A 22,821-nucleotide genomic window follows, 5' to 3' on the forward strand; every position below is an offset into this window, starting at 1 on the left:
AGGTGGCGATGGGCATGCGCGCGGCGACGGACGGACCGGAGGAGATCCCCGGGATCCTCCACCTGGACATGGACGCCTTCTTCGCCTCGATCGAGGTGCGCGACGACCCCTCGCTGCAGGGGCTGCCCGTCGTCGTCGGCGGCGCCGGTGCCCGCGGGGTCGTGGCCGCGGCGAGCTACCCCGCCCGCGCGCGCGGCATCCGCTCGGCGATGCCGATGGCGAGCGCGCGCCGCCTGGCCCCCGACCTCGTGATCGTCCCGCCCCGGATCTCCCACTACCGCAGCGTCTCCGCTCGGGTGATGGCGATCCTCGGCGACGTGGTCGCGGACGTCGAGCAGATCAGCGTCGACGAGGCCTTCCTGGACGTGCGCGGCGCCCGTCGCCTCTTCGGCGAGCCGGCCCGGATCGCCGAGCTGCTGCGCGCCCGGATCCGCGAGGAGCTCGGCCTGCCCAGCTCCGTCGGCGGCTCCGTCTCCCGCGCCGTCGCGAAGATCGCCTCCGCCCGCGCCAAGCCCGACGGGATGCTCATCGTCCCGGCGGACCGGACCGCGGACTTCCTCGCCCCGCTGCCCGTGGGGGTGATCTCCGGGGTGGGGCCGAAGGCCCGGGCGAGCCTCGAGCGGCTCGGCGTGCGCACCATCGGCCAGCTGCGCGAGCTGCCCGCCTCGACCCTCGCCCGGGCGCTCGGCCCGCGGGCCGCCGAGATCTCCGCGCTCGCCGACGGGAGCGATCGCACCGGCCTCGGCCATCGCACCCGGGACCGCTCGCTGGGGACCGAGCGCACCTGGGACGAGGACCTCACGGATCCGCAGGAGGTGCGCCGACGCATCACGATGATGGCCGACGACGTCTCCCGACAGCTGCGCCGCTCCGGATTCGTCAGCCGCACCGTCGTGCTCAAGCTCCGCGCCCCCGACGGCACCACCCTCTCCCGCTCCTCGACCTTCGACCAGCCCACCGCGAGCGGGGAGCGGCTGCGCGAGCACGTGGTGGCGCTGTGGGAGCGGGAGCGGGGGAGCATGCCGAGAGTGCGCCTGGCAGGGGTGCGCGCGACCCAGCTCGAGGCCGCGGACGGCGCTCCCGTGCAGTCCGAGCTGACCGCGCGGTCAGCCGGATGGACGGATCTGGAGGCCGCGATGGATCGGGCCCGTGACCGCTTCGGCAGCGAGAGCCTCAGTCGCGGATCCACCCTCTCCCGGAGCGGCGGCGAGGCCCCGCCCTCACCCTCGGCGACCGGGTGGGAGAGACGTGACCGGCACGGTTCCCATAACTCAGGATGACGCTCTAAACTGGATGAACCGCCGACGACGATGTTGGTCGACGGCGGACGCACCGGGCGCCGGGAGGCGCGAGAGGACGGGGACAAGGAGCGGGATCATGCCGCTGTCTGAACACGAGCAGAAGATGCTCGACGAGATGGAGCGTCAGCTCTTCGCCGACGATCCGCGTCTTGCACGCGCCTTCGCACCGAAGGCACCGCCGCGCCGCAACGGGCGCCGCATCCTCATCGGTCTCGGCGCCGTGGTGGTGGGCCTCGCACTGCTGGTCCTCGCCGTGGCGCTCCCCGCGATCTGGCTCGGCGTCATCGCCTTCGTCGGCATGGTCGCCGGAGCCGTCTACGCCATCACCGGCCCGAGCGGCACCTCCTCGGGCACGGGATCCTCGGGCGGCGGTCCCGGCGGCGGCCAGGGCCCCACCGCGCCCGGCACCGGCGACGGCGGCTCCTTCATGCGGAAGATGGAGGAGCGCTGGGAGAAGCGCGCAGGGGACGACCCGCGCCTCTGACCGTTCCGGTCCCGGCCGCGGGCGGCTCCGGCACGCCGTTGCCGCCGCGGCGCCGACCCGCCCACCCCTGATCCCCTCACGAAGCCCCGGCTCCTCGAGCCGGGGCTTCGTCGTGCCCGGGCGCTCCCGATCCCCCCGCAGCCTGCGCCCGGAGGCCGCACGGCTCCACGCCGCACGGCACTGCTCGCCCCGCCGGCTCGCAACTGCGTTCTGAGCCCTTCCATCCCGCTCCCCGCACCGCACCACCCGGGTCCCCGGGCTCTTCCCCACATCGCTCCACCCGCATCCTCCCCATCCCTCCACCTCCCGCCCCGCACTCTCTCCGCTCGCGGGCGTGAGCGGCTGACCTGCGAAGATGCAGGATCGCCGCGGGGGAGCGGCGCCCTCGTCCCGCCTGGCGGTGCATCGGAGAGGAGCTGCACCACGCCCGGCTGTCGATTTCCCCCCACCTTCCTCCACGCTCCTGACCTGCAGTGACCGACGGCTCATGCGAGTGTTCGGTGCCATCTATGGCCACCGGTGGGGAGATGTGGGGTAAAGTGGAGTGCGTTGGGAGGAGATGGAGTTCGGATCGGAGCCGCGGCGACTGGAGGAGGGTGCAGATGTTCCTCGGCACCTTCACGCCCAAGCTCGACGAGAAGAGCCGCCTGATCTTCCCCGCCAAGTTCCGCGACGAGCTCGCCTCGGGACTGGTCATGACTCGTGGACAGGAGCACTGCATCGCCGTGTACCCGCTCATGGAGTTCCGCCAGAAGCTCGAGGAGGCCCGTCGGGCGCCCACCACCGACCGACGCACCCGTGACTACCTGCGAGTGCTGATGTCCGGTGCGGAGGACGTCATCCCGGACAAGCAGGGCCGCATCACCATCCCGAGCCATCTGCGCACCTACGCGGACCTGGATCGGGAGTGCGCCGTCATCGGCGCGCTCGACCGGCTCGAGATCTGGTCGCTCCCGGCCTGGGAGGCCTACCTCGAGCAGAAGGAGGAGGGCTTCGCCGAGACCTCCGAGGAGGTGATCCCCGGCCTGTTCTGAGCCCGGCCACGAGGACATCCGTCCTGTGAGACCTCTCGTCGTTCCCGCCCCGACGCAACTTCCCCGGTGGCGGGTCGGGAACGACGGGGAATCTGACAGGACGGCAGCGCCCAGGAGGCGCAGGCCGGCCGGCGCACGGACCGAGACCACAGCACATCGCACGAGAGCACGACCCGAGGGGAGGGGCGAGATGGACACCACGCACGGCGACCTGCCGGCCGAGCAGCGGCACCTGCCCGTCCTGCTCGAGACCTCGGTCCAGCTGCTCGCCCCCGCCCTCCAGGAGCCCGGCGCCGTCCACGTGGACGCGACCCTCGGGATGGGCGGGCACGCCGCCGCGGTGCTGCACGCGGCCCCCGCCGCCCGCCTCGTCGGCATCGACCGCGACCCGCAGGCGCTCGCCCTGGCCCGTGAGCGGCTGGACCGCGAGGGCGTGGGGGAGCGGGCCACGCTCGTGCATGCGACCTACGACGAGATCCCCGAGGTCCTCGCCGAGCTCGACCTGCCCGGCGCCCACGGCGTGATGATGGACCTGGGCCTGTCGAGCTTCCAGATCGACACCGCCGAGCGCGGCTTCTCCTACGCCGTCGACGCGCCGCTGGACATGCGCATGGACCCCTCCTCGGACGGACCCACCGCCGCGGACCTGCTGCGCGAGCTGCCCGAGGCGGAGATCGCCCGCATCCTCCACGACCTCGGCGACGAGCGCTTCGCCCGCCGCATCGCCCGCCGCATCGTCGAACAGCGCCGGGACGCGCCGCTGGCCCGCTCCGGCGAGCTCGTCGCGCTCCTCGAGAGAGCGATCCCCGCCGCCTCGAAGGCCAGCGGCGGCCATCCCGCCAAGCGCACCTTCCAGGCGCTGCGCATCGCGGTGAACGAGGAGCTCGAGATCCTCGCCTCCGCGATCGAGGCCGCGCTGGACTGCCTGCACGTCGGCGGCCGGATCGTCGTGGAGTCCTATCACTCCGGCGAGGACCGTCTGGTCAAGACGGCCTTCGCTCGGCGCACCCGCTCCTCCGCGCCGGCCGGCCTGCCGGTCGAGCTCGAGGAGCACAAGCCCACCTTCACCCCGCTCGTGCGCGGCGCGCTCCAGGCCGACGAGCACGAGCGCGGTGGCAATCCCCGTGCCGCCTCCGTCCGGCTGCGAGCACTGACCCGAACCCGATCCGCCCGGAGAGCACACTGAGATGGCCAGCACGTCAGCAGTCCACGCGCCCGCGATCCGCCCTGCCCGCGGAGCACGCGCCGCACAGGCCGCCCGTCCCCGGCTCACCGTCGTCTCCGCCCCGCGGACCGGCGGCAGCACGATGCCGTTCACGCTCCTGTGCACACTCATCGTCGTCGCGACACTCTCGGCGCTGCTCTACCTGAACATCCAGATGTCCGATGCGAGCTACGAGATCACCCGCCTCCAGGGCCAGTCGCAGCGCCTGACCGAGGAGAGCCAGGGCCTCGCCGAGACCGACCAGCGCCTGGGCACCCCGCAGGAGCTCGAGCGCCAGGCCCGCGAGATCGGCATGGTCCCGGTGTCGGATCCGGCATACATCGACCTCGACACGGGCGAGATCATCGGCGAGACGTCCCCGGCGGAGCAGACTGGGGGCACGCCGGAGCTGGCGGAGGTGCCCGCAGAGGACGCCGTCCCGCCGGCGCAGATCTACGACGAGCCCACCGAGTACCACGGCATGGGCAACGAAGGGGCCTGAGCATGACACCACCGCGCAGGAACGGCCGGTCCAGCACCTCCCGCTCTGCGGGAGGTGCTCGTCGTCCGCGCCCCGCCGGCGCTGCCCTCCGCATCCCGCGGGCACGGGTGGGGGAGCCCGCCACCCGCCACCGCCTGCTGATCAGCCTGGTCCTGGTCGCCGTGCTCGCCCTCTCCGGTCGGCTCGTGTGGGTGCAGGGGCTGGACGCGAGCGCCCGTGCCCAGGAGGCTGTCGACCAGCGCACCGTGACCCGCCCGATCCACGCCCTGCGCGGGGACATCACCGATCGCGACGGCACGGTGCTCGCGAGCTCCGTGCAGCGCTACGACCTGTGGGTGAACCAGACCCAGGTCGACGAGTACCTGCAGAACTCGAAGACCGCCGAGGTCACTGGCGTGAAGGCCGCGGCGAAGGAGCTCGCCCCCGTGCTCGGCTGGAGCGTCAGCGACACGGAGGAGGCGCTCACGGGCGACGCCGGCTTCTCCTACCTGCGCAAGAACGTGGAGCCTGCCGTGCGCGACGCCGCCATCGGCCTGGGCATCCCCGGCATCGGCGCGGACCCGGTCGCCGAGCGGATCTACCCGGCAGGCTCCGTCGCCGGGAACGTGCTCGGCTTCGTCGGCGACGGCGGCGAGGCCCTGGCCGGCACCGAGCTCTCCTTCGACGACGAGCTGGCCGGCACCGACGGCAAGACCACCTACGAGCGCGGCGCCCAGGGCCAGATCATCCCCACCGGCAAGCAGGAGACCACCCCGGCCGTCGACGGCAGCGACGTGGTCCTCACCCTGGACCGGGACCTGCAGTGGAAGGCGCAGCAGGTCATCGCCAGCTCCGTCGAGCAGTGGGGTGCCACCGGCGGCAGCGCCGTGGCCTACAAGCCCAGCACCGGCGAGGTACTGGCCCTGGCCGAGTACCCCACCTACGACCCGAACTCTCCCGGAGAGGCGGACGCCGAGGACCTCGGCAACCGCTCGATCTCGAGCGTCTTCGAGCCGGGCTCGACCGGAAAGCTCTTCACGATCGCCGCCGCGATCGAGGAAGGGAAGGTCACCCCCGAGTCCGAGTACGAGGTGCCCTACGAGATGTACTTCGAGGGCGAGCGCATCAAGGACTCCCACAGCCACCCCGATCAGCGGCTCACCCTCGCCGGGGTGCTGAAGAACAGCTCCAACGTCGGCACCGTGCAGATCTCCGAGACCCTCAGCCCCGAGGTGCGCCACGACTACCTCCTCGCCTTCGGCCTGGGGCAGAAGACCGGCGTCGAGCTGCCCGGCGAGTCCGCGGGCATCGTCCACCCCGCCTCGGAGTGGACCGGCCGCACCCGCTACACGACCTCCTTCGGGCAGGGCTACAGCGTCAACGCCCTGCAGATGGTCTCCGCCGTCGGGACCTTCGCGAACGACGGCGTGCGGGTCCAGCCCTCGCTGATCTCCGGGGTCCGCGAGGACGACGGCTCGGTGCGCCCCCTCGGCGAGCCCGAGCGCACCCGCGTCGTCTCCAGCGAGACGGCCGAGACCATGCAGCTGCTGATGGACAACGCCGTGGACGACGAGACCTCGAGCGCCGCGGTCCCCGGCTACGCGATCGCGGGCAAGACCGGCACCGCCCAGGTCCCCGACGGCACCTACACGGCCTCCTTCATCGGCTTCGCCCCCGCGGACGATCCCGGGATCGTCGTGGGCGTGTTCCTCTTCGGCTTGGACACCTTCATCTCCGGGTCCAGGGCCGCAGCCCCGGCGTTCTCGGAGCTGACCACCTTCGCTCTCCAGAACCAGGGCATCGCCCCGACCGGGCAGCCCGGCCGACAGCTCGAGAACGAGTGGTGAGCATCGACGTGACCGACACCCCCGTCCCCCTGCCCGAGCCTGCCCGCCCGCGCCGACCGCACGGCGCGGCGGCGGCGGAGATCGCCGCGGCGATCGGCGCCGCGCCGCCCGCCGGCGAGCTCGCGGCGCTGCGCCTGACCGGGGTCACCCTCGACTCCCGCTCCGTGGCGCCCGGTGACCTGTGGTGCGCCCTGCCCGGCGCGAGCGCCCACGGCGCCCAGTTCGCCTCCCAGGCCGCGAGCCTCGGTGCCGCCCTCGCCCTGACCGACCCGGCCGGCCGCGAGCGCTGCGAGGACGCCGGGCTGCCGACCCTGGTCGTCCCCGACCCGCGCGCGGCGACCGCGACAGCCGCCGCGATCGTCCAGGGACGGCCTGCCGAGCGCCTCGCGACCATCGGGGTCACCGGCACCAACGGCAAGACCTCGATCACCACCGCGGTCACCCGCACCCTTCTCGCCCTCGACGTCCCCGCCGGGGTCGTCGGCACCAGCGGCACCAGCTACCGCGATGCGCGCGGCGCCGACCACGCGATCGCGACCGTGCGCACCACCCCCGAGGCGCCCGAGCTGCACGGGATCCTCGCCCGCATGGCGGAGGACGGGGTCGCCGTCGCCTCCATGGAGGTCTCCAGCCACGCGCTCGTGCTGCACCGGGCCGACGAGGTCGTGGTCGACGTCGCCTGCTTCACGAACCTCACCCAGGACCACCTCGACTTCCACGGCACGATGGAGGAGTACTACCGGGCGAAGCGCCGGCTGTTCACCCCCGACCACGCCCGGCGCGGCATAGTCTGCGTCGACGACGAGTGGGGCCGTCGCCTCGCCCGCGAGGCGACGGTCCCCGTGACCACCTACGCGAGCCTCCCCGATGTCGAGGCCGACCACCGCGTGGTCGCCACCCGCACCGAGGGCTACGGCAGCACCCTCACCGTGGCCGGCCCCGAGGGGGAGCGCATCCTGCACGCGGCCCTGCCCGGCCGCCACTACGTCGCCAACACCCTCGCCGCCGAGCTCGTGCTCGCCGCGATCGGGCACCACGGCCCCGAGGTGACGCACGCCCTGGCGACCGAGGGCATCGTGCCCGGCCGGATGGAGCTCGTCGCCGACGCCCCCGTGCGCGGGATCGTGGACTACTCCCACACTCCCGACGCCCTCGAGCAGGCCCTGACCACGCTCCGCGCCGTGCCCGGCACGCGTCGGCTCCTGGTCGTCATGGGCGCCGGCGGGGACCGCGACCGGACCAAGCGCCCCCGCATGGGCGAGGTCGCCGCACGCCTGGCCGACGTGGTGATCGTCACGGACGACAACCCTCGCAGCGAGGACCCCGCGGCGATCCGCGCCGAGGTCCTCGCCGGCATCCCCGAGACCACGAACGCGCAGGTCCACGAGACGGACGGGCGCGGCGACGCGATCGCGCTGGCCGCCTCCCTGGCCGACGTGTCCGACACCATCCTGGTGGCGGGCAAGGGCGCCGAGACGGGCCAGCAGATCGGCGGTATCGTCCATCCGTTCGACGATCGCCTCCGGCTGCGCGACGCGCTGGATGCGACCGGGACCGCGCCTGGGCGGGTCGATGCCGACGACATGGACGAAGGACGCTGAGCATGCTCCAGATCACGACACGGGAGATCGCCGAGATCACCGGCGGCACGCTCGTGGGCGGCGCCACCGGTGACGAGCAGGTCACCGGCACCGCGCGCATCGACTCCCGCGAGGTGACGCCCGGCGACCTCTTCGCCGCCTTCCACGGCGAGCACGTCGACGGGCACGACTACCTCGAGGCCGCCCGCACCGCCGGGGCGAGCGCCGCGCTGGTGACCGAGGACCGCGGCACGCCCGCCGTGCGCGTCCCGGACGTCCTCGAGGCGCTCTCCACCCTCGCCCGCGCCCAGCTCGAGCGCGCCCGCGTCGAGCACCCCGAGCTCGTCGTCCTCGCCGTGACCGGCAGCGCCGGCAAGACCGGCACCAAGGACCTCCTGGGCACGATCCTCTCCACCGCGGGGGAGACCATCGCCCCCGCCGGCACCTTCAACAACGAGCTCGGCCTGCCGCTGACGGTGCTGCGCCTGACCCCCGAGACCCGCTTCCTCGTGCTCGAGATGGGCGCGCGCGGCATCGGCCACATCGCCCGGCTCACGACGATCGCCCGCCCCGACATCTCCGTCGTGCTGAACGTCGGCTCCGCCCACCTCGGCGAGTTCGGGAGCGTCGAGGCGATCGCACGCGCGAAGGGCGAGCTCGTCGAGGCCCTCGCCCCCGAAGGCCGCGCGATCCTCAACGCGGAGGACCGCCTGGTCGCCGCGATGGCCGAGCGCTCCGCCGCCCCGGTCCTCACCTGGGGCTTCCACGAGGGCGCCGTGCGCGGCGCGGAGCTGACCCTCGACGACCAGGCCCGCGTCGCCTTCGACCTCGTCCTGCCCGAGGGGCTCGTGACGCTGCGCGGCGCCGCCGTGACGGCCGGACGCTTCCCCGTGCGCCCGGACCTGCTCGGCGAGCACCAGGCCGCGAACGTGCTGGCCGCCCTCACCGCCGCGCTCGTCGCCGGCGTCGACTCGGCCGCAGCCTGCGCCGCCCTCGAGGGCGCGACCCTCGCCTCCGGCCACCGGATGGAGGTCCACCGCGCCGCCGGCGCGCTCGTGATCAACGACGCCTACAACGCCAACCCCGACTCGATGAAGCAGGCGCTGAAGACCCTCGCCCACCTCGGCCGCACCCACCGCACCATCGCGGTGCTCGGCGAGATGCTCGAGCTCGGCCCCGACGCGGTGCGCCTGCACGACGAGATCGGCCGCCTCGCGGTGCGTCTGAACATCTCCCAGCTCTACGTGGTCGGGGACGGTGCCGCGCCCATCCACCACGGCGCGAGCCTCGAGGGCAGCTTCGGCGGGGAGTCGGAGCACGTCGACACCGTGGACGAGGCGCTCGCCGTGCTGGAACGGACGGTGCGCCCCGGTGACGCGGTGCTGCTGAAGTCCTCGCGCGACGCGGGCCTGCGCTGGCTCGCCCAGCCCCTCGTGGAGCACCTCGACCGCCGCGGCGCGAGCGCCGGGACCGACCAGACGGGAGACGATGCATGATCGCGATCATCATCGCAGGGGCCCTCGCCCTGGCCATGTCCATCTTCGGCACCCCGGTGTTCATCAAGGTGCTCGAGCGCCGCGGCTACGGCCAGTTCGTGCGCGACGACGGCCCCACCAGCCACGCGACCAAGCGCGGCACCCCCACCATGGGCGGCGTCGCGATCATCCTCGCCGTGCTGCTGGCCTACTTCCTCACCCATCTGGTGCTGTGGACCGCGCCGAGCGTCTCCGTGGTACTGGTGCTCTTCCTGATGGTCGGCCTCGGGGTCGTCGGCTTCCTCGACGACTACCTGAAGATCTCCCAGCAGGACTCCACGGGGCTGCGCCCCCGCTACAAGCTCGTGGGCCAGTTCGTGGTCGCGACCGGCTTCGCCGTGCTCGCCCTGCTCTTCCCCGACGAGAACGGCCACTCGCCCGCCTCCACGCACATCTCCTTCGTGCGGGACGTGCCGTGGCTCGACCTCGCCTTCCTCGGCTCGATCGTCGGCTTCCTGCTCTTCGCGATCTGGGCGAACTTCCTCGTCGCCGCCTGGTCCAACGGCGTGAACCTCACCGACGGGCTGGACGGCCTCGCCAGCGGCGCGACGATCCTGTTCACCGCCGCGTATCTGATCATCAGCTTCTGGCAGTGGCGTCAGGTGTGCAACGTCGACCTCGGCGCCGGCGGGCTCGTGCACTGCTACGACACCCGTGATCCGCTGGACGTCGCCGTGCTGTGCGCCGCGATCATCGGCGCCTGCGTCGGCTTCCTGTGGTGGAACACCTCGCCCGCGAAGATCTTCATGGGTGACACCGGCTCCCTCGCCCTCGGCGGCGGCATCGCGGGCCTGACCATCGTCACCCGCACCGAGCTGCTCGGCGCGATCATCGGCGGGCTGTTCGTGGTCATCTCCCTGTCCGTGATCATCCAGGTCACCAGCTTCAAGATCACCGGCAAGCGCGTGTTCCGCATGGCGCCGCTGCAGCACCACTTCGAGCTCAAGGGCTGGAACGAGGTCACCATCGTGGTCCGCTTCTGGATCGTCGCCGGCATCCTCGCCGGGGTGGGGCTGGGCCTGTTCTACCTCGACGCGCTGCCGAGGATCACCTCATGACCGCCCCCGCGGACACGCCCGCGCCGCGCCCCGCCGAGGACCGCCCCTGGCCGGGGATGGACGTCGCCGGGCTGCGGATCCTCGTCACCGGCTTCGGCGTCTCCGGCTACGCGATCGCCGACCAGACCATGCAGCGCGGCGCCCGCGTGCTCGTCGTGGACGGGGCCGACACCCCCGCGCTGCGCGAGCGCGCCGAGATCCTCGAGGTGCTCGGGGTCGAGGTGCGCCTCGGCGCCGAGCACACCCGCGACCTGCCCCGGGACCGCGAGATCGACCTCGTCGTCACCTCTCCCGGCTGGCGCCCCGACCAGCCGCTGCTCGCCGCCGCGGCCGCCCGCGGCGTCCCGGTGTGGAGCGAGATCGAGCTGGCCCGCCGCATGCAGTCCGCCGACGGCCCCGCCTGGCTCGGCATCACCGGCACCAACGGCAAGACCACCGCCGTGACCATGCTCGAGTCGATCCTCCGCCACGCCGGGCTGCGCGCCGTCGCCTGCGGCAACGTGGGCCTGCCCGTCATCGAGGCGGCCCTGGACCCCGAGGGCTTCGACGTGCTGGCGCTGGAGTTGTCCAGCTTCCAGCTGCACTGGACCGAGCACCTGGACTGCGAGGCGGCGGTCGTGCTCAACGTCAGCGCCGACCACCTCGACTGGCACGGCGGCGCCGAGGAGTACGCCCGCGCGAAGGGCCGCATCTTCGAGGGCGTGCGCACCGCCTGCGTCTACAACGTCGCCGATCCCACCACCCTGCGCCTGGTCGAGGACGCCGACGTCGTCGAGGGCGCCCGCGCCGTCGGCATCACCCTCGGCGCGCCGGGCCTGTCCGAGCTCGGGATCATCGACGACATCCTCGTCGACCGCGCCTTCCACCCCGGGCGGCGCACCTCCGCCGCCGAGCTCGCGACCCTCGCCGACCTCGCGCACCTGGGCCCGCAGGGCGCCGGGCCGCACGTGCTCCTGGACGCCCTCGCCGCCGCCGCGCTCGCCCGCGCCCACGGCGTCCCCGCCCACGCGGTGCGCGACGGCCTGCGCGCCTACCGGATGGGCGCCCACCGCGCCCAGCACCTCGCGAGCGTGGACGGGATCGACTTCGTCGACGACACCAAGGCCACCAACCCGGCCGCCGCGGCGGCTTCCCTCCAGGCCGCCGAGCGGGTGGTGTGGATCGCCGGCGGCGACGTCAAGGGCGCGGACCTCGACCCGCTGGTCGCCGCCGCCGCGGAGCGCCTCGTGGGCGTGGTCCTGCTGGGCCTGGACCCGACGCCCTTCAGCGAGGCGCTCGCCCGACACGCGCCCGAGGTCCCCGTCCGGCGCATCGATCCGGGCGAGACTGGCGACGTCGCCGCACGCACCCGGCTGATGGAGGACGCGGTGCAGGCAGCCCGCTCCCTCGCCGCGGCAGGGGACGTGGTGCTCCTGGCACCGGCCGCCGCCTCCATCGACCAGTTCCGTGACTACGCGGAACGGGGGGATCTGTTCGCCGCGGCCGTGACCCGACTGCCAGGAGTGCACGCATGACGATGGAGGAGACCCGGCGCGGCAGCCGCCGCGGCACCGACCATCGCCGCGCGACGCCCGCGCAGAGCTCCGGCCCCCGCCCCGGGGGCCGCTCCACCTCCGTCGTCCGGCCCGACGAGGACCAGCCGCTGGGCAACATCTCCGGCCGCGTCCGCGAGGGCGTCGGCGGCTGGCTGCGCTCTCCGGCGCTGGACTTCTACGGCATCCTCGTCGTCGGCGCGCTGCTGATCGGGATCGGGCTCGTGATGGTGCTGTCCTCCTCCGCGGTGCTGAACATCTCCCGCGGCAACTCCGGCTTCGCCGGCCTGTTCCGTCAGGGCACCTTCGTGGGCATCGGGATCGTGCTGCTGATCGTCGCCGCCCTGCTCCCGCCGCACTTCTACCGGCGCGCCGCCTGGCCGCTGTTCGGCCTGGGCCTCGCGCTGCAGTGCCTGGTGTTCGTGCCCGGGCTGGGCATCGCCGTGGACGGCAACCGGAACTGGATCCTGGTGGCCGGGCAGACCCTCCAGCCCTCGGAGTTCCTCAAGCTCGCCCTCGCCGTGTGGCTCGGCGCGCTGCTGGCCGCGAAGCGTCCGCTCCTGCACCGCACCGGGCACCTGCTGTTCCCGCTCGTGCCCGGGGTGCTCCTCGCCCTCGGGCTCGTGGTCCTCGGCCACGACCTCGGCACCATGATGATCATGGCGATGCTCGTGGCCGGCGCCGTGTGGGTCTCCGGGATCCCGCGCCGCTGGTTCGTCGCCGCCGGGATCGCGGGCCTGGTCGGCATCCTCGCCCTCACCGTCACCAGCTCCAACCGCATGGCCCGCATCTCGAACTGGATGCACGGTATCTGCGAGGGCGACTCCTGCTACCAGAGCGACCAGGGACTGATGGGCCTGGCCGAGGGCGGCTGGTGGGGCAAGGGGCTGGGCCAGTCCGCGCAGAAGTGGGGCCGCCTGCCCGCCGCCGAGGACGACTACATCTTCGCCATCATCGGCGAGGAGCTCGGCCTGATCGGCACGCTCGGCGTGCTCGTGCTGTTCACGGTCCTCGCCCTGCTGCTCTTCCGCATGATCACCCGCCTGGACGACGACCATTTCATGCAGATCACCGTCGCCGGGATCTGCGCCTGGATCCTCGGACAGGCCTTCGTGAACATGATGGTGGTCACCGGTCTGCTGCCCGTCATCGGCGTGCCGCTGCCGTTCATCTCCTCGGGCGGCTCGGCACTGCTCGCCTCGATGACCGCCCTCGGCATCCTGCTGTCCTTCGCCCGCCGCGAGCCCGGCGCGGCCGAGGCGATCAGCGCCCGCTTCGGCGCCGTGCGCCGCTCGGTGAGCATCCGCCCCGCCCCGCGCGAGGCCGGCGCGGCGACCGGCACCCGAGGCCCGCGGCGCTCCCGCCGCGGGAAGGGCGCGAAGGGCGCGAAGAAGTCCGCCGCCCGCGCCGCCCCGACCACCTCCGCCCCGCGCAGCCGACGGGGCGCCGACCGCACCTCCCGGAGGATCCGATGACCGCCACCGCCCCGCCCCGCATCCTCCTGGCCGGCGGCGGCAGCGCCGGGCACGTCTCCCCGCTGCTGGCCACCGCCGCGCAGATCCGTCGCCGGAGCCCCGAGGCGGAGGTGCTCGTGCTCGGCACCGCGGAGGGGCTCGAGGCCGATCTCGTGCCCGCGGCGGGCTTCGAGCTCGTCACCATCGAGAAGGTGCCCTTCCCCCGCCGGCCGGGCGGCGCCGCCGTGCGCTTCCCCGGCCGCTTCGCCGGGACGCTGCGTCGCGTCCGCACCCTCCTGCGCGAGCGCGAGATCGACGTGGTCGCCGGCTTCGGCGGCTACGTCTGCCCGCCCGCCTATCTCGCCGCCGCGTCACAGCGACTGCCCGTGGTGATCCACGAGGCGAACCGCCGCCCGGGCCTGGCCAACCGTCTCGGCGCCCGCCGCGCCGCCGCCGTGCTCACCGCCTTCGGGGGCTCCTCCCTCCCCGGGGCCCGGCGCATCGGCATGCCGATGCGGGAGGCGATCGCGCACCTGGATCGTGCCGCCCGCCGCGAGGAGGCCGTCACCGCGCTCGGCCTGGACCCCGCCCGCCCCGTGCTGCTCGCCACGGGCGGCTCCCTCGGCGCCCAGCGGCTGAACGCCGCCGTGAGCGAGGCGGCGGCGGACTTCCTCGCCGCCGGCGCGCAGATCCTCCACGTCACGGGCCGCGGCAAGGCCGAGGGGCTCGACGAGCGCGAGGGCTACCGCGTCCTCGAGTACGTCTCCGCGATGGAGGACGCCTACGCCGCCGCGGACCTCGCCCTGACCCGCTCCGGTGCCGGCACCGTGTGCGAGCTGACGGCCGTGGGCCTGCCCGCCGTGCTGGTCCCGCTCCCCATCGGCAACGGCGAGCAGGCGCTGAACGGCGAGGAGGTCGTCGCCGCCGGCGGCGCGCTCATGATCCCCGACGGCGAGATCGACGCAGAGCGGCTGCGCGCCGACGTGCTCCCGCTGCTGCTGGACGACGGCCGCCGCGATGCGATGGCCGAGGCGGCGCGCGTGTTCGGCATCAGCGACGCGGCCGAGCAGATGGCCGACGTCGTGATCGGCGTCGCACGCCGAGCCTGACCCGGCAGCGACGAGCCCCGGATACCGTGACCCCATGACTGACGCCCACGGCCCCGCACCCCGCACGATCCTGCGCCCCGGCGACGTGATCACCCGGCGGGACTGGCCGACGGAGCAGGGCGTCCGCTCCGTCCACGTGGTGCGGATCGGCGGCGCCGGCATGAGCGCCGTGGCCCGCCTCGCCCTCGAGGCGGGCCTCTCCGTGAGCGGCTCCGACTCCCAGGACGGCCAGTTCATCGCTCCGCTGCGCGAGGCCGGCGCCCGCATCGGCATCGGCTTCGACGCCGCGCTGCTGGCCGAGGACTGCGACCTGGTGATCGTCTCGACCGCGGTGCGCGCCGACAACCCGGAGGTGCTCGCCGCCCGCGAGCGCGGGATCCCCGTCATCCACCGCGCCGCAGCGCTCGCGGGGCTGCTGCGCGAGCGGGAGCTGATCGCCGTCGCCGGCACGCACGGCAAGACCACCACCACCGGCATGGCCGTCAGCGCCCTGCGCGGTGCCGGCCTGGATCCCGCCTGGGCGCTCGGCGCCGCCGTGCCGGACCTCGGCCGGAACGCGGGCTTCGGCGCCGAGCCCGGCGGCAGCGGCCCCGGCGGTCTCGCGGTGGTCGAGGCCGACGAGTCCGACGGTTCCTTCCTCGCCTTCTCCCCGCGCGCGATCGTGGTCACCAACCTCGAGCCCGACCACCTCGACTTCCACGGCGACGCCGAGACGCTCACCGCCGCCTTCGACGCCTTCGTGGACCGGCTCGCCCCCGGCGGCACCCTCGTGGTGTGCACCGACGATCCCGGAGCGACCGCCCTCGGCGAACGTGCACGCGCCCGCGGGCTGGACGTCCAGGGCTACGGCTCCGAGCCCGCCGAGGACTGGGCGCTGCACGCCGAGCGGAGCGGCGCCCGCGGCGCCGAGGTCGAGGTGCACGGCCCCGACGGGCCGCTCGAGCTCGACCTGGCCGTCACCGGCCACCACAACGTCCTCAACGCCCTCGGCGCGCTCGCCGCGACCGCCGCCGCGGACCGGACGCTGGAGCCCACCCGCCTCGCCGCGGGGCTCGGCACCTTCACCGGCGCCTCCCGCCGCTTCGACGTGGCCGGCACCGTCGGCGGCGTGACCGTCGTGGACGACTACGCCCACCACCCCCGCGAGGTCGCCGCCACGATCGCCGCCGCCCGCGGCATCGTCCAGGCGCAGGAGACGCCCGGCCGCGTGCTCGCCGTGTTCCAGCCCCACCTCTTCTCCCGCACCCGGAGCTTCGCCGCCGACTTCGCCCGGGCCCTGGACGCGGCGGACGTCGCCTGGGTGATGCCGGTCTACGCGGCCCGCGAGGACCCCGACCCGACCACGACCGCCCGCACCATCACCGACCTCGCCCGCGCAGAGCTGACCCCGTTGGACGAGGCCGGTCAGGTCCTCGCCCTGGTGCCCGCCGCGGCACGGCCCGGCGACCTCGTGCTGATGCTCGGCGCCGGGGACGTCGTCGAGACCACCCCCGCACTGCTCGAGGCGCTCGACGCGGCGGCGAGGGGACAGGCCTGATGGCACGCCGCCCGAGCACGCCCCGCCCCCGACCGGGCTCGGTCCGTCCGGCCGCGCCGCGCCGCACCGTCCAGCCCTCCCGCTCCGCGGGCTCCGCCCCGTCGGCGCCGTCGTCCCGGACCGCGCACTCCGCCGCCTCGCCGTCCCCGGCACCCGCCTCCTCCCCGGAGCGCGGCACGGCGCGGGGGAGGGGACGCTCCCTCGGCCGGCCGGCACCGCCCTCCGAGACCCCGGCCCCGGCCCGATCCTCTGCGCCCGCGCAGGAGGAGCACGGCGGCGGACGCGTCGTCCAGGCCGCGGACCGCTTCCGCGAGCTCGTGGCCGGACGCCCCTGGCGCCGACGCCGCCGGGCGATCCTCGCCACGATCGCCGTCGGCGCGCTCGTCCTCGTCGCAGGACTGGCCGCCGCCGTCATGGTGCCCGCGCTGCAGGTCCGCGAGATCGCCGTCGCCGGCACCGGCTACGTCTCCGAGGACGCCGTGCGCGAGGCCGTCGCCGGCCACACCGGGGACAGCGTGCTGCTGCTGCCCGCCTCCCGGATCGCCGCCGAAGCCTCCGAGGTGCCCGGTGTCTCCTCCGCCGAGGTCGAGCGCGACTGGCCCGACGGCATGACCGTCACCGTCACCGAGGCGGACCCGGTCGGCCAGCTCACCCGCGCCGACGGCAGCACCGCCGTGGTCGACGCCGCGGGGGAGGAGCTGCCGGCCGAGGCCGCCGAGGGAGCGACCCTCGTGCCCCTGAGCGTCGAGGGCGGTGCCGCGGACCCCGACGGCGCGGCCGCGACGATGACCGAGGTCCTCGCGACCCTGCCCGATCCGCTGCGCGGCGCGACCCAGGAGATCACCGCCTCCAGCGCCAGCGACGTCACCCTCGAGCTGTCCCTCGAGGACGGCGGCACCAAGACCGTCGTCTGGGGCGACTCCCGCGACGCCGAGCTCAAGGGCGACGTCGTCCAGGCCCTCCTGGACCAGCCCGGCTCGGTCATCGACGTCTCCTCCCCGGTCGCCCCCGTCACCCGCTGAACCGGGCCGGTGCACCCGCCGGGTCCCGCCCGAACTGCACCGCCGGCACCGCATCGCGGTGATCTCGCCCCACCTCGCGGCCGACACGCGCGCTCGGTGTTTGCGTGCAGGTGCGCTCGTCCTTAGCGTCGAGGGAAAGGAGAGGCGCCCCGAAGTCCGAACCTCAAGTAGAGGTCGAGGGTTTCGGAGAGGTCGCGACCAGGCGCGACGCAGGCCCCTCTCCCAGGAAGACCGACAAGAGCCAAGAGCAAGGACCAAACGTGGCCGGAACCCAGATCTCCCTCGCAGTCATCAAGGTCGTCGGCGTCGGCGGTGGAGGTGTCAACGCCGTCAACCGCATGATCGAGTCCGGGCTCAAGGGCGTCGAGTTCATCGCGATCAACACCGACGCCCAGGCACTCCTCATGTCCGACGCGGACGTCAAGCTCGACGTCGGCAAGGAGATCACCCGCGGTCTCGGAGCCGGCGCCGATCCCGAGGTCGGCAAGAAGGCCGCCGAGGACCACGCCGAGGAGATCGAGGAGGTCCTGCGCGGGGCCGACATGGTCTTCGTGACCGCCGGCGAGGGCGGCGGCACCGGCACCGGCGGCGCGCCCGTGGTCGCCAAGATCGCCCGCAGCCTCGGCGCGCTGACCATCGGCGTGGTCACCCGCCCCTTCACCTTCGAGGGCCGCCGCCGCTCCACCCAGGCCGAGTCCGGCATCGCCGCCCTCCAGGCCGAGGTCGACACCCTCATCGTCATCCCCAACGACCGCCTGCTCTCCATCGCGGACAAGCAGGTCTCGATGCTCGACGCCTTCAAGAGCGCGGACCAGGTCCTCCTCTCCGGCGTCCAGGGCATCACGGACCTCATCACCACGCCGGGCCTGATCAACCTCGACTTCGCCGACGTGAAGTCCGTCATGCAGGGCGCCGGCAGCGCCCTGATGGGCATCGGCTCCGCCCGCGGGGACGATCGTGCCCTGCAGGCCGCCGAGCTCGCGGTCTCCAGCCCGCTGCTCGAGGCCTCGATCGACGGCGCCTACGGCGTGCTGCTCTCGATCCAGGGCGGCAGCGACCTGGGTCTGTACGAGGTCTCCGAGGCCGCTCGCCTGGTCCAGGAGGCCGCGCACCCGGACGCGAACATCATCTTCGGCTCCGTCATCGACGACGCCCTCGGCGACGAGGTGCGCGTGACCGTGATCGCTGCGGGCTTCGAGGGCGGCGGCCCCCAGCCGCGCCAGGACCTCACCCCGCAGCAGCGCCCCGCCGCGCGCAGCGAGCAGACGTCCCCGCGCCCCGCGGTGCCGCAGCGCCAGTCGGCTCCGCAGCGCCAGGGAGCCCAGGACCAGCGCTCCGGCCAGGGCACCGGCGCGACCGCCACCTCCCCGGGCGCCTGGGGCCTGCCGCAGCAGGCGTTCTCCCCGTCGCGGCCCAGCGCCCCCGAGCCCGAGACCGAGGTGCTCGACGCCGCGGACTCCGAGGACGCGGCTCAGGACCAGCAGGTCGCCCCGCAGCCGGCGCCCCGAGCCCCCGAGCCCGCGCGCCCGCCGCACATCGAGGAGCCCCCGGCGGACGACGACGACCTCGATCTGCCGTCCTTCCTGAAGTGACGACCCCTCTCAGCGCACGGGCCCCGCGGATCCGCGGGGCCCGTGCCCTGTTCACGGGTCGCCCAGGCGGTGTCAGCACCGGAGAGCATGCCGGGTTGAACCTCGCCCGCCACGTCGGCGACGACGAGACGGCCGTGGAGCGCAACCGCGCGCTGCTGGCCGCGGAGGTCGGCGCCCCGCTGGTCTTCGTCGAACAGGTCCACTCCGCCGACGTGCACGTCCTGCCCGCGCAGGAGGTGCCCGCACAGGGCCCCGCGTCCGGGGACCCCGCTCCCGCCCCCGTGGTGCGCGCCGATGCGATCGTCACCGACCGCACTGACGTGGCGCTCGCGATCATGGTCGCCGACTGCCTGCCCGTGCTGCTGTCCGATCCCGTCGCCGGGGTCGTCGCGGCCTCCCATGCGGGCCGCCGCGGCCTGCTCGACGGGGTGCTCGAGGCGACCCTCGCCGAGATGTCCCGCCTCGGCGCCCGGCCCGAGGACACCACCGCGAGCATCGGCCCCGCGATCTGCGGGGCGTGCTACGAGGTGCCGGCGCCGATGCGCGAGGATGCCGCACGCCGCCTGCCCGGGACCGCCTCGACCACCAGCTGGGGCACTCCGGCGCTCGACCTGCGCGCCGGCGCGGTGAGCGTGCTGTGCGCTGCGGGCCTTCCCGCCGAGGCGATCGACGCCGAGCATCCCTGCACCCTCGAGGACGAGCGCTTCTACTCCTATCGCCGCAGCGCGAGGACCGGCCGCTTCGCCGGAGTGCTGCGCCGGGCCTGACCCCGACCTGTGCGGCGCGGGTCCCCGACGGGGCGCGCCACGACACGCACGACACGCCGGTGACGTCCCCGGGCCGCGGAACAGCCTGCTGTACTTTCGTGACAACGGGTCCCCGCGCACTCCCCGTGCTTCCCCGGGGCCCAGGTCAGCGCGAACAACGACTGGGAGATCTGCCATGGGAACCTGGCGCAACGCCATGGTCGCACTCGGCCTCGCCAACGAGGTCGACGACGAGTATTACGAGGACGAGCGGTACCGCCAGGAGGAGCCCGCCCCGTCCCGCCGCACCGAGCGGGCTCCCGAGCCCGCCCCCGAACGGGAGGCCCAGGTGACCCCGATCCGTCAGCATTCCAATGTGGTCGCGATGGCCCCGGCAGTGGAGGAGTCGATGCAGCGCATCACCACGATCCATCCGCGGTCGTACAACGACGCCAAGGCCATCGGGGAGTCCTTCCGCGACGGAGTGCCCGTCATCATGAACCTCTCGGACATGCAGGACGGCGACGCCAAGCGCATGGTCGACTTCTCCGCCGGGCTCGTCTTCGGGCTGCGCGGCACGATCGAGCGCGTCACCTCCAAGGTGTTCCTGCTCTCTCCGGAGTTCGTCCAGGTCGACGGGGACGCCTCGGCCGACGAGGGCAGCTTCTACAACCAGAGCTGAGCGGGACGTGCAGCTCGTCGCCGGGATCCTCTATCTCGCGCTCCTGATCTACCTGCTCGTGCTCCTGGCGCGCCTGGTGCTCGAGTGGATCCAGGGCTATGCCCGCGAGTACCGGCCCGCCGGCCTGGCGCTGGTGCTCTTCGAGGTGGTCTTCACGCTGACGGACCCCCCGGTCAAGCTGCTGCGCCGGCTCATCCCGCCGGTGCGGCTGGGCGCGGTGAGCCTGGACCTCTCCCTCATGATCCTCCTGATCGTGGGATGGATCCTGCTGCGGATCCTCGCCGGCCTCGCGATGTGAGGTGTGCGGCTCTCCCGGCGCGGTGGCAGGGGTGCGCCGCCGATCCGCTAGGCTGTCCGCACCGCGCCCCACCGCGCACACCGACTTACGAACGACGAAAAGGTGACCCATGGCTCTGATGCCCGAAGACCTGATGAATCAGCGGTTCACCCCGGTCCGGTTCTCCGAGGGCTACGACATGGACGAGGTGGACAACTTCCTCGACAACGAGGTCGAACCCCGTCTGAAGGAACTGATCGCCGAGAACGAGCGCCTGAAGACGGAGCTCGACGAGGCGCACAACCGCATCGCGGAGCTCGAGTCCGGTGCGCCCGCGGCTGCTGCCGCGCCGGCCGTCGACGCCGAGGACCAGGACGAGGAGACCGTCGTCTCCGAGGTGCCCGGCGCCTCCGAGGACGAGACCGCCCCGCAGGCCGCCGCCGAGGAGCCCGAGGCCGCCGCGGCGCAGACTCCCGATCAGTCCGCCGCCGGCATCATCGCGCTCGCCAACCGCCTGCACGACGAGCACGTCAAGAACGGCGAGGACGAGCGCGACCGCCTGATCACCGAGGCGAACGAGGAGCACCGCCGCATCGTCGGCGAGGCCGAGGAGAAGTCCCGCACCACGCTGGCCGAGCTCGAGACCAAGAAGGCCGAGCTCGACAAGACCATCGAGGGCCTGCGCAACTTCGAGCGCGACTACCGCAACCGTCTGCGCAACTACCTGGAGAACCAGCTGCGCGATCTCGACACGAGCGAGACGCAGGACAAGCAGGCGAACTTCGGTCTGTGAGCACTCCTGACCCCACGTCGACGAGCGCCGGCCTGCACAGGTCCGGCGCTCGTCGCCGTCTGAGCCGTCCCGCGGTGCTGGTCCTCGTCGGCGCGCTCGCGGCCGTGATCCTGATCGTCGACCAGCTCACGAAGAACTGGGCGGTCGCGAACCTGCCCGAGCTGGACCCGCAGCCCTTCCTCGGCGAGGTGCTGCAGCTGACCCTGCTGTACAACTCGGGGGCGGCCTGGGGGATGGGCGCGGAGATCACCCCGGTCGTGACCTGCCTGCAGATCGCGATCGTGATCGGCGTGATCGTCTTCGCGATCCGCTCGGTCCGCTCGGCCTGGTACGCGCTGGCCCTCGGCCTGATCATGGGCGGCGCGCTCGGCAACATCCACGACCGGCTGCTGCGGGACCCGAGCCCCTTCCACGGCGCCGTGGTCGACTTCCTCGAGCTGCCGCACTGGCCGGTGTTCAACGTCGCCGACATGGGCGTGGTGGGCGGTGCGCTCCTCGTGGTCGCGCTGGGGCTGTTCGGGCTCGACGCCGATCCGGCGCGGGCCGAGCAGGAGGCGACGTCAGGCTCCTCGGAGGCGCAGCGGTGAGCGCCTCGCGCACGCTGATGGTCCCGGACGGGCTCGCGGGCGAGCGGGTCGACGTCGGCATCTCTCGCATGCTGGGCCTGTCCCGCACCCGCGCCGCGGACCTCGTCATGGCGGGTCACGTGCTCGTCGACGGGCAGGTGCCCGCCCGCTCCACCCGCCTCGAGCCGGGCGCGATGGTCGACGTCGAGCTGCCGGACGAGAAGCCCGCGGTCGAGGTGCGGCCCCAGATCGCCGAGGGCATGAGCCTGATCCACCAGGACGACGACATCGTCGTGATCGACAAGCCCGTGGGCGTGGCCGCGCACCCGAGCGCCGGCTGGTCCGGGCCGACGGTCCTCGGGCATCTCGCCGCCGCCGGCGTCTCCATCCGCACCAGCGGCGACCCCGAGCGGCAGGGCATCGTCTCCCGCCTCGACGTGGGCACCAGCGGACTCATGGTCGTCGCCCGCACCGAGCGCGCCTACACCACCCTCAAGGACGCCTTCCGCGCCCGCGAGGTGGGGAAGGTGTACCACGCGGTGTGCCAGGGCAGGCCCGATCAGCCCTCCGGCACGATCGACGCCCCCATCGGCCGCTCGCCCAGCCACGACTACAAGTTCGCGGTGCGCGAGGACGGCAAGCACTCCGTCACCCACTACGAGACCCTCGAGGAGCTGCGGGGAGCGACCCTGCTGCGGGTGGGCCTGGAGACGGGCCGCACCCACCAGATCCGCGTGCACATGGCGGCGCTGCGGCATCCGCTGGTCGGCGATCCGCTCTACGGCGCAGACCCCACCCTCGCCGCGAAGGTGGGGCTCGTGCGCCAGTGGCTGCACGCGATGGAGCTGACCTTCGTCCACCCCGTCAGCGAGCGCGAGGTCACCTTCACCTCGACCTACCCCGCCGACCTCCAGCGGGCGCTCGAGCAGCTCAGGGAGCGCTGAGCCCGGTCTCGCACAGCGCCGCTGCCCCTTCGGCGAATGCGGC

The 22,821-nt window shown here is 73.7% G+C and carries 21 protein-coding genes; all 21 read left to right on the forward strand.

Features of this window, described 5'->3' with window-relative positions:
- Positions 1-14 precede the first annotated feature (14 nt).
- Positions 15-1,280, forward strand: a complete 1,266-nt coding sequence (dinB, locus tag D1648_RS06220; RefSeq protein WP_241155371.1) for a DNA polymerase IV — start codon at positions 15-17, stop codon at positions 1,278-1,280.
- Positions 1,281-1,377: 97 nt separating this feature from the next.
- Positions 1,378-1,785, forward strand: a complete 408-nt coding sequence (locus tag D1648_RS06225) for a DUF3040 domain-containing protein (RefSeq protein WP_122939912.1) — start codon at positions 1,378-1,380, stop codon at positions 1,783-1,785.
- Between the two features lie 602 nt (positions 1,786-2,387).
- Positions 2,388-2,819 (forward strand): division/cell wall cluster transcriptional repressor MraZ, encoded by a 432-nt coding sequence (gene mraZ / locus D1648_RS06230; RefSeq protein WP_122939913.1) that lies wholly within the window; start codon positions 2,388-2,390, stop codon positions 2,817-2,819.
- Between the two features lie 190 nt (positions 2,820-3,009).
- Positions 3,010-4,005: a 16S rRNA (cytosine(1402)-N(4))-methyltransferase RsmH gene (gene rsmH, locus D1648_RS06235; RefSeq protein ID WP_122939914.1), complete on the forward strand. Its 996-nt coding sequence runs from the start codon at positions 3,010-3,012 to the stop codon at positions 4,003-4,005.
- Between the two features lies 1 nt (position 4,006).
- Entirely contained in the window at positions 4,007-4,525 is a 519-nt protein-coding gene (locus D1648_RS06240) for a hypothetical protein (protein ID WP_122939915.1), read from the forward strand.
- A gap of 2 nt (positions 4,526-4,527) precedes the next feature.
- Positions 4,528-6,351, forward strand: coding sequence for a penicillin-binding protein 2 (locus D1648_RS06245; RefSeq protein ID WP_241155372.1), 1,824 nt, complete (start codon positions 4,528-4,530; stop codon positions 6,349-6,351).
- Positions 6,348-7,952, forward strand: coding sequence for a UDP-N-acetylmuramoyl-L-alanyl-D-glutamate--2,6-diaminopimelate ligase (locus D1648_RS06250; RefSeq protein ID WP_241155373.1), 1,605 nt, complete (start codon positions 6,348-6,350; stop codon positions 7,950-7,952). Before D1648_RS06245 ends, D1648_RS06250 begins: the two co-directional genes overlap by 4 nt.
- Before the next feature lie 2 nt (positions 7,953-7,954).
- Positions 7,955-9,427, forward strand: coding sequence for a UDP-N-acetylmuramoyl-tripeptide--D-alanyl-D-alanine ligase (murF, locus tag D1648_RS06255; protein WP_122939916.1), 1,473 nt, complete (start codon positions 7,955-7,957; stop codon positions 9,425-9,427).
- Complete coding sequence (gene mraY, locus D1648_RS06260) at positions 9,424-10,524, forward strand: phospho-N-acetylmuramoyl-pentapeptide-transferase (protein WP_122939917.1); 1,101 nt, start codon at positions 9,424-9,426, stop codon at positions 10,522-10,524. The genes murF and mraY overlap by 4 nt, the downstream gene beginning before the upstream one ends.
- Complete coding sequence (gene murD, locus D1648_RS06265; protein WP_122939918.1) at positions 10,521-12,038, forward strand: UDP-N-acetylmuramoyl-L-alanine--D-glutamate ligase; 1,518 nt, start codon at positions 10,521-10,523, stop codon at positions 12,036-12,038. The genes mraY and murD overlap by 4 nt, the downstream gene beginning before the upstream one ends.
- Positions 12,035-13,531: a putative lipid II flippase FtsW gene (gene ftsW / locus D1648_RS06270; RefSeq protein WP_122939919.1), complete on the forward strand. Its 1,497-nt coding sequence runs from the start codon at positions 12,035-12,037 to the stop codon at positions 13,529-13,531. The genes murD and ftsW overlap by 4 nt, the downstream gene beginning before the upstream one ends.
- The gene (murG, locus tag D1648_RS06275; RefSeq protein ID WP_122939920.1) at positions 13,528-14,619 is read left to right on the forward strand and encodes an undecaprenyldiphospho-muramoylpentapeptide beta-N-acetylglucosaminyltransferase; all 1,092 of its coding nucleotides are present in this window, start codon (positions 13,528-13,530) and stop codon (positions 14,617-14,619) included. Before ftsW ends, murG begins: the two co-directional genes overlap by 4 nt.
- A gap of 34 nt (positions 14,620-14,653) precedes the next feature.
- The gene (gene murC, locus D1648_RS06280) at positions 14,654-16,156 is read left to right on the forward strand and encodes a UDP-N-acetylmuramate--L-alanine ligase (protein WP_122939921.1); all 1,503 of its coding nucleotides are present in this window, start codon (positions 14,654-14,656) and stop codon (positions 16,154-16,156) included.
- Complete coding sequence (locus D1648_RS06285) at positions 16,156-17,178, forward strand: cell division protein FtsQ/DivIB (protein WP_122939922.1); 1,023 nt, start codon at positions 16,156-16,158, stop codon at positions 17,176-17,178. The genes murC and D1648_RS06285 overlap by 1 nt, the downstream gene beginning before the upstream one ends.
- A gap of 260 nt (positions 17,179-17,438) precedes the next feature.
- Positions 17,439-18,770, forward strand: coding sequence for a cell division protein FtsZ (gene ftsZ, locus D1648_RS06290; protein WP_122939923.1), 1,332 nt, complete (start codon positions 17,439-17,441; stop codon positions 18,768-18,770).
- Positions 18,767-19,537 carry a peptidoglycan editing factor PgeF gene (gene pgeF, locus D1648_RS06295; RefSeq protein ID WP_122939924.1) on the forward strand — a complete coding sequence of 257 codons (771 nt, stop codon included), beginning with the start codon at positions 18,767-18,769 and terminating at the stop codon, positions 19,535-19,537. The genes ftsZ and pgeF overlap by 4 nt, the downstream gene beginning before the upstream one ends.
- A 175-nt stretch (positions 19,538-19,712) precedes the next feature.
- Complete coding sequence (locus D1648_RS06300) at positions 19,713-20,198, forward strand: cell division protein SepF (protein ID WP_122939925.1); 486 nt, start codon at positions 19,713-19,715, stop codon at positions 20,196-20,198.
- Between the two features lie 7 nt (positions 20,199-20,205).
- Complete coding sequence (locus tag D1648_RS06305; protein ID WP_122939926.1) at positions 20,206-20,496, forward strand: YggT family protein; 291 nt, start codon at positions 20,206-20,208, stop codon at positions 20,494-20,496.
- A 109-nt stretch (positions 20,497-20,605) separates the two neighbouring features.
- Entirely contained in the window at positions 20,606-21,268 is a 663-nt protein-coding gene (locus D1648_RS06310; protein WP_122939927.1) for a DivIVA domain-containing protein, read from the forward strand.
- Entirely contained in the window at positions 21,265-21,855 is a 591-nt protein-coding gene (gene lspA / locus D1648_RS06315; RefSeq protein WP_164518598.1) for a signal peptidase II, read from the forward strand. Before D1648_RS06310 ends, lspA begins: the two co-directional genes overlap by 4 nt.
- Positions 21,852-22,778, forward strand: a complete 927-nt coding sequence (locus D1648_RS06320) for an RluA family pseudouridine synthase (RefSeq protein WP_122939929.1) — start codon at positions 21,852-21,854, stop codon at positions 22,776-22,778. Before lspA ends, D1648_RS06320 begins: the two co-directional genes overlap by 4 nt.
- The last annotated feature ends 43 nt before the right edge of the window (positions 22,779-22,821 follow it).

Source organism: Brachybacterium sp. EE-P12, assembly GCF_003711805.1.
Classification (GTDB): domain Bacteria; phylum Actinomycetota; class Actinomycetes; order Actinomycetales; family Dermabacteraceae; genus Brachybacterium.

What these genes read in the sequence shown, in the direction of transcription:
- murC (WP_122939921.1), top strand. Translation starts at nt 14,654, where the DNA reads ATGACTGACGCCCACGGCCCCGCACCCCGCACGATCCTGCGCCCCGGC.
- murG (WP_122939920.1), top strand. Translation starts at nt 13,528, where the DNA reads ATGACCGCCACCGCCCCGCCCCGCATCCTCCTGGCCGGCGGCGGCAGC.
- murF (WP_122939916.1), top strand. Translation starts at nt 7,955, where the DNA reads ATGCTCCAGATCACGACACGGGAGATCGCCGAGATCACCGGCGGCACG.
- rsmH (WP_122939914.1), top strand. Translation starts at nt 3,010, where the DNA reads ATGGACACCACGCACGGCGACCTGCCGGCCGAGCAGCGGCACCTGCCC.
- dinB (WP_241155371.1), top strand. Translation starts at nt 15, where the DNA reads ATGCGCGCGGCGACGGACGGACCGGAGGAGATCCCCGGGATCCTCCAC.
- D1648_RS06285 (WP_122939922.1), top strand. Translation starts at nt 16,156, where the DNA reads ATGGCACGCCGCCCGAGCACGCCCCGCCCCCGACCGGGCTCGGTCCGT.
- murD (WP_122939918.1), top strand. Translation starts at nt 10,521, where the DNA reads ATGACCGCCCCCGCGGACACGCCCGCGCCGCGCCCCGCCGAGGACCGC.
- D1648_RS06310 (WP_122939927.1), top strand. Translation starts at nt 20,606, where the DNA reads ATGGCTCTGATGCCCGAAGACCTGATGAATCAGCGGTTCACCCCGGTC.
- mraY (WP_122939917.1), top strand. Translation starts at nt 9,424, where the DNA reads ATGATCGCGATCATCATCGCAGGGGCCCTCGCCCTGGCCATGTCCATC.
- D1648_RS06300 (WP_122939925.1), top strand. Translation starts at nt 19,713, where the DNA reads ATGGGAACCTGGCGCAACGCCATGGTCGCACTCGGCCTCGCCAACGAG.
- D1648_RS06245 (WP_241155372.1), top strand. Translation starts at nt 4,528, where the DNA reads ATGACACCACCGCGCAGGAACGGCCGGTCCAGCACCTCCCGCTCTGCG.
- ftsW (WP_122939919.1), top strand. Translation starts at nt 12,035, where the DNA reads ATGACGATGGAGGAGACCCGGCGCGGCAGCCGCCGCGGCACCGACCAT.
- D1648_RS06225 (WP_122939912.1), top strand. Translation starts at nt 1,378, where the DNA reads ATGCCGCTGTCTGAACACGAGCAGAAGATGCTCGACGAGATGGAGCGT.
- D1648_RS06240 (WP_122939915.1), top strand. Translation starts at nt 4,007, where the DNA reads ATGGCCAGCACGTCAGCAGTCCACGCGCCCGCGATCCGCCCTGCCCGC.
- mraZ (WP_122939913.1), top strand. Translation starts at nt 2,388, where the DNA reads ATGTTCCTCGGCACCTTCACGCCCAAGCTCGACGAGAAGAGCCGCCTG.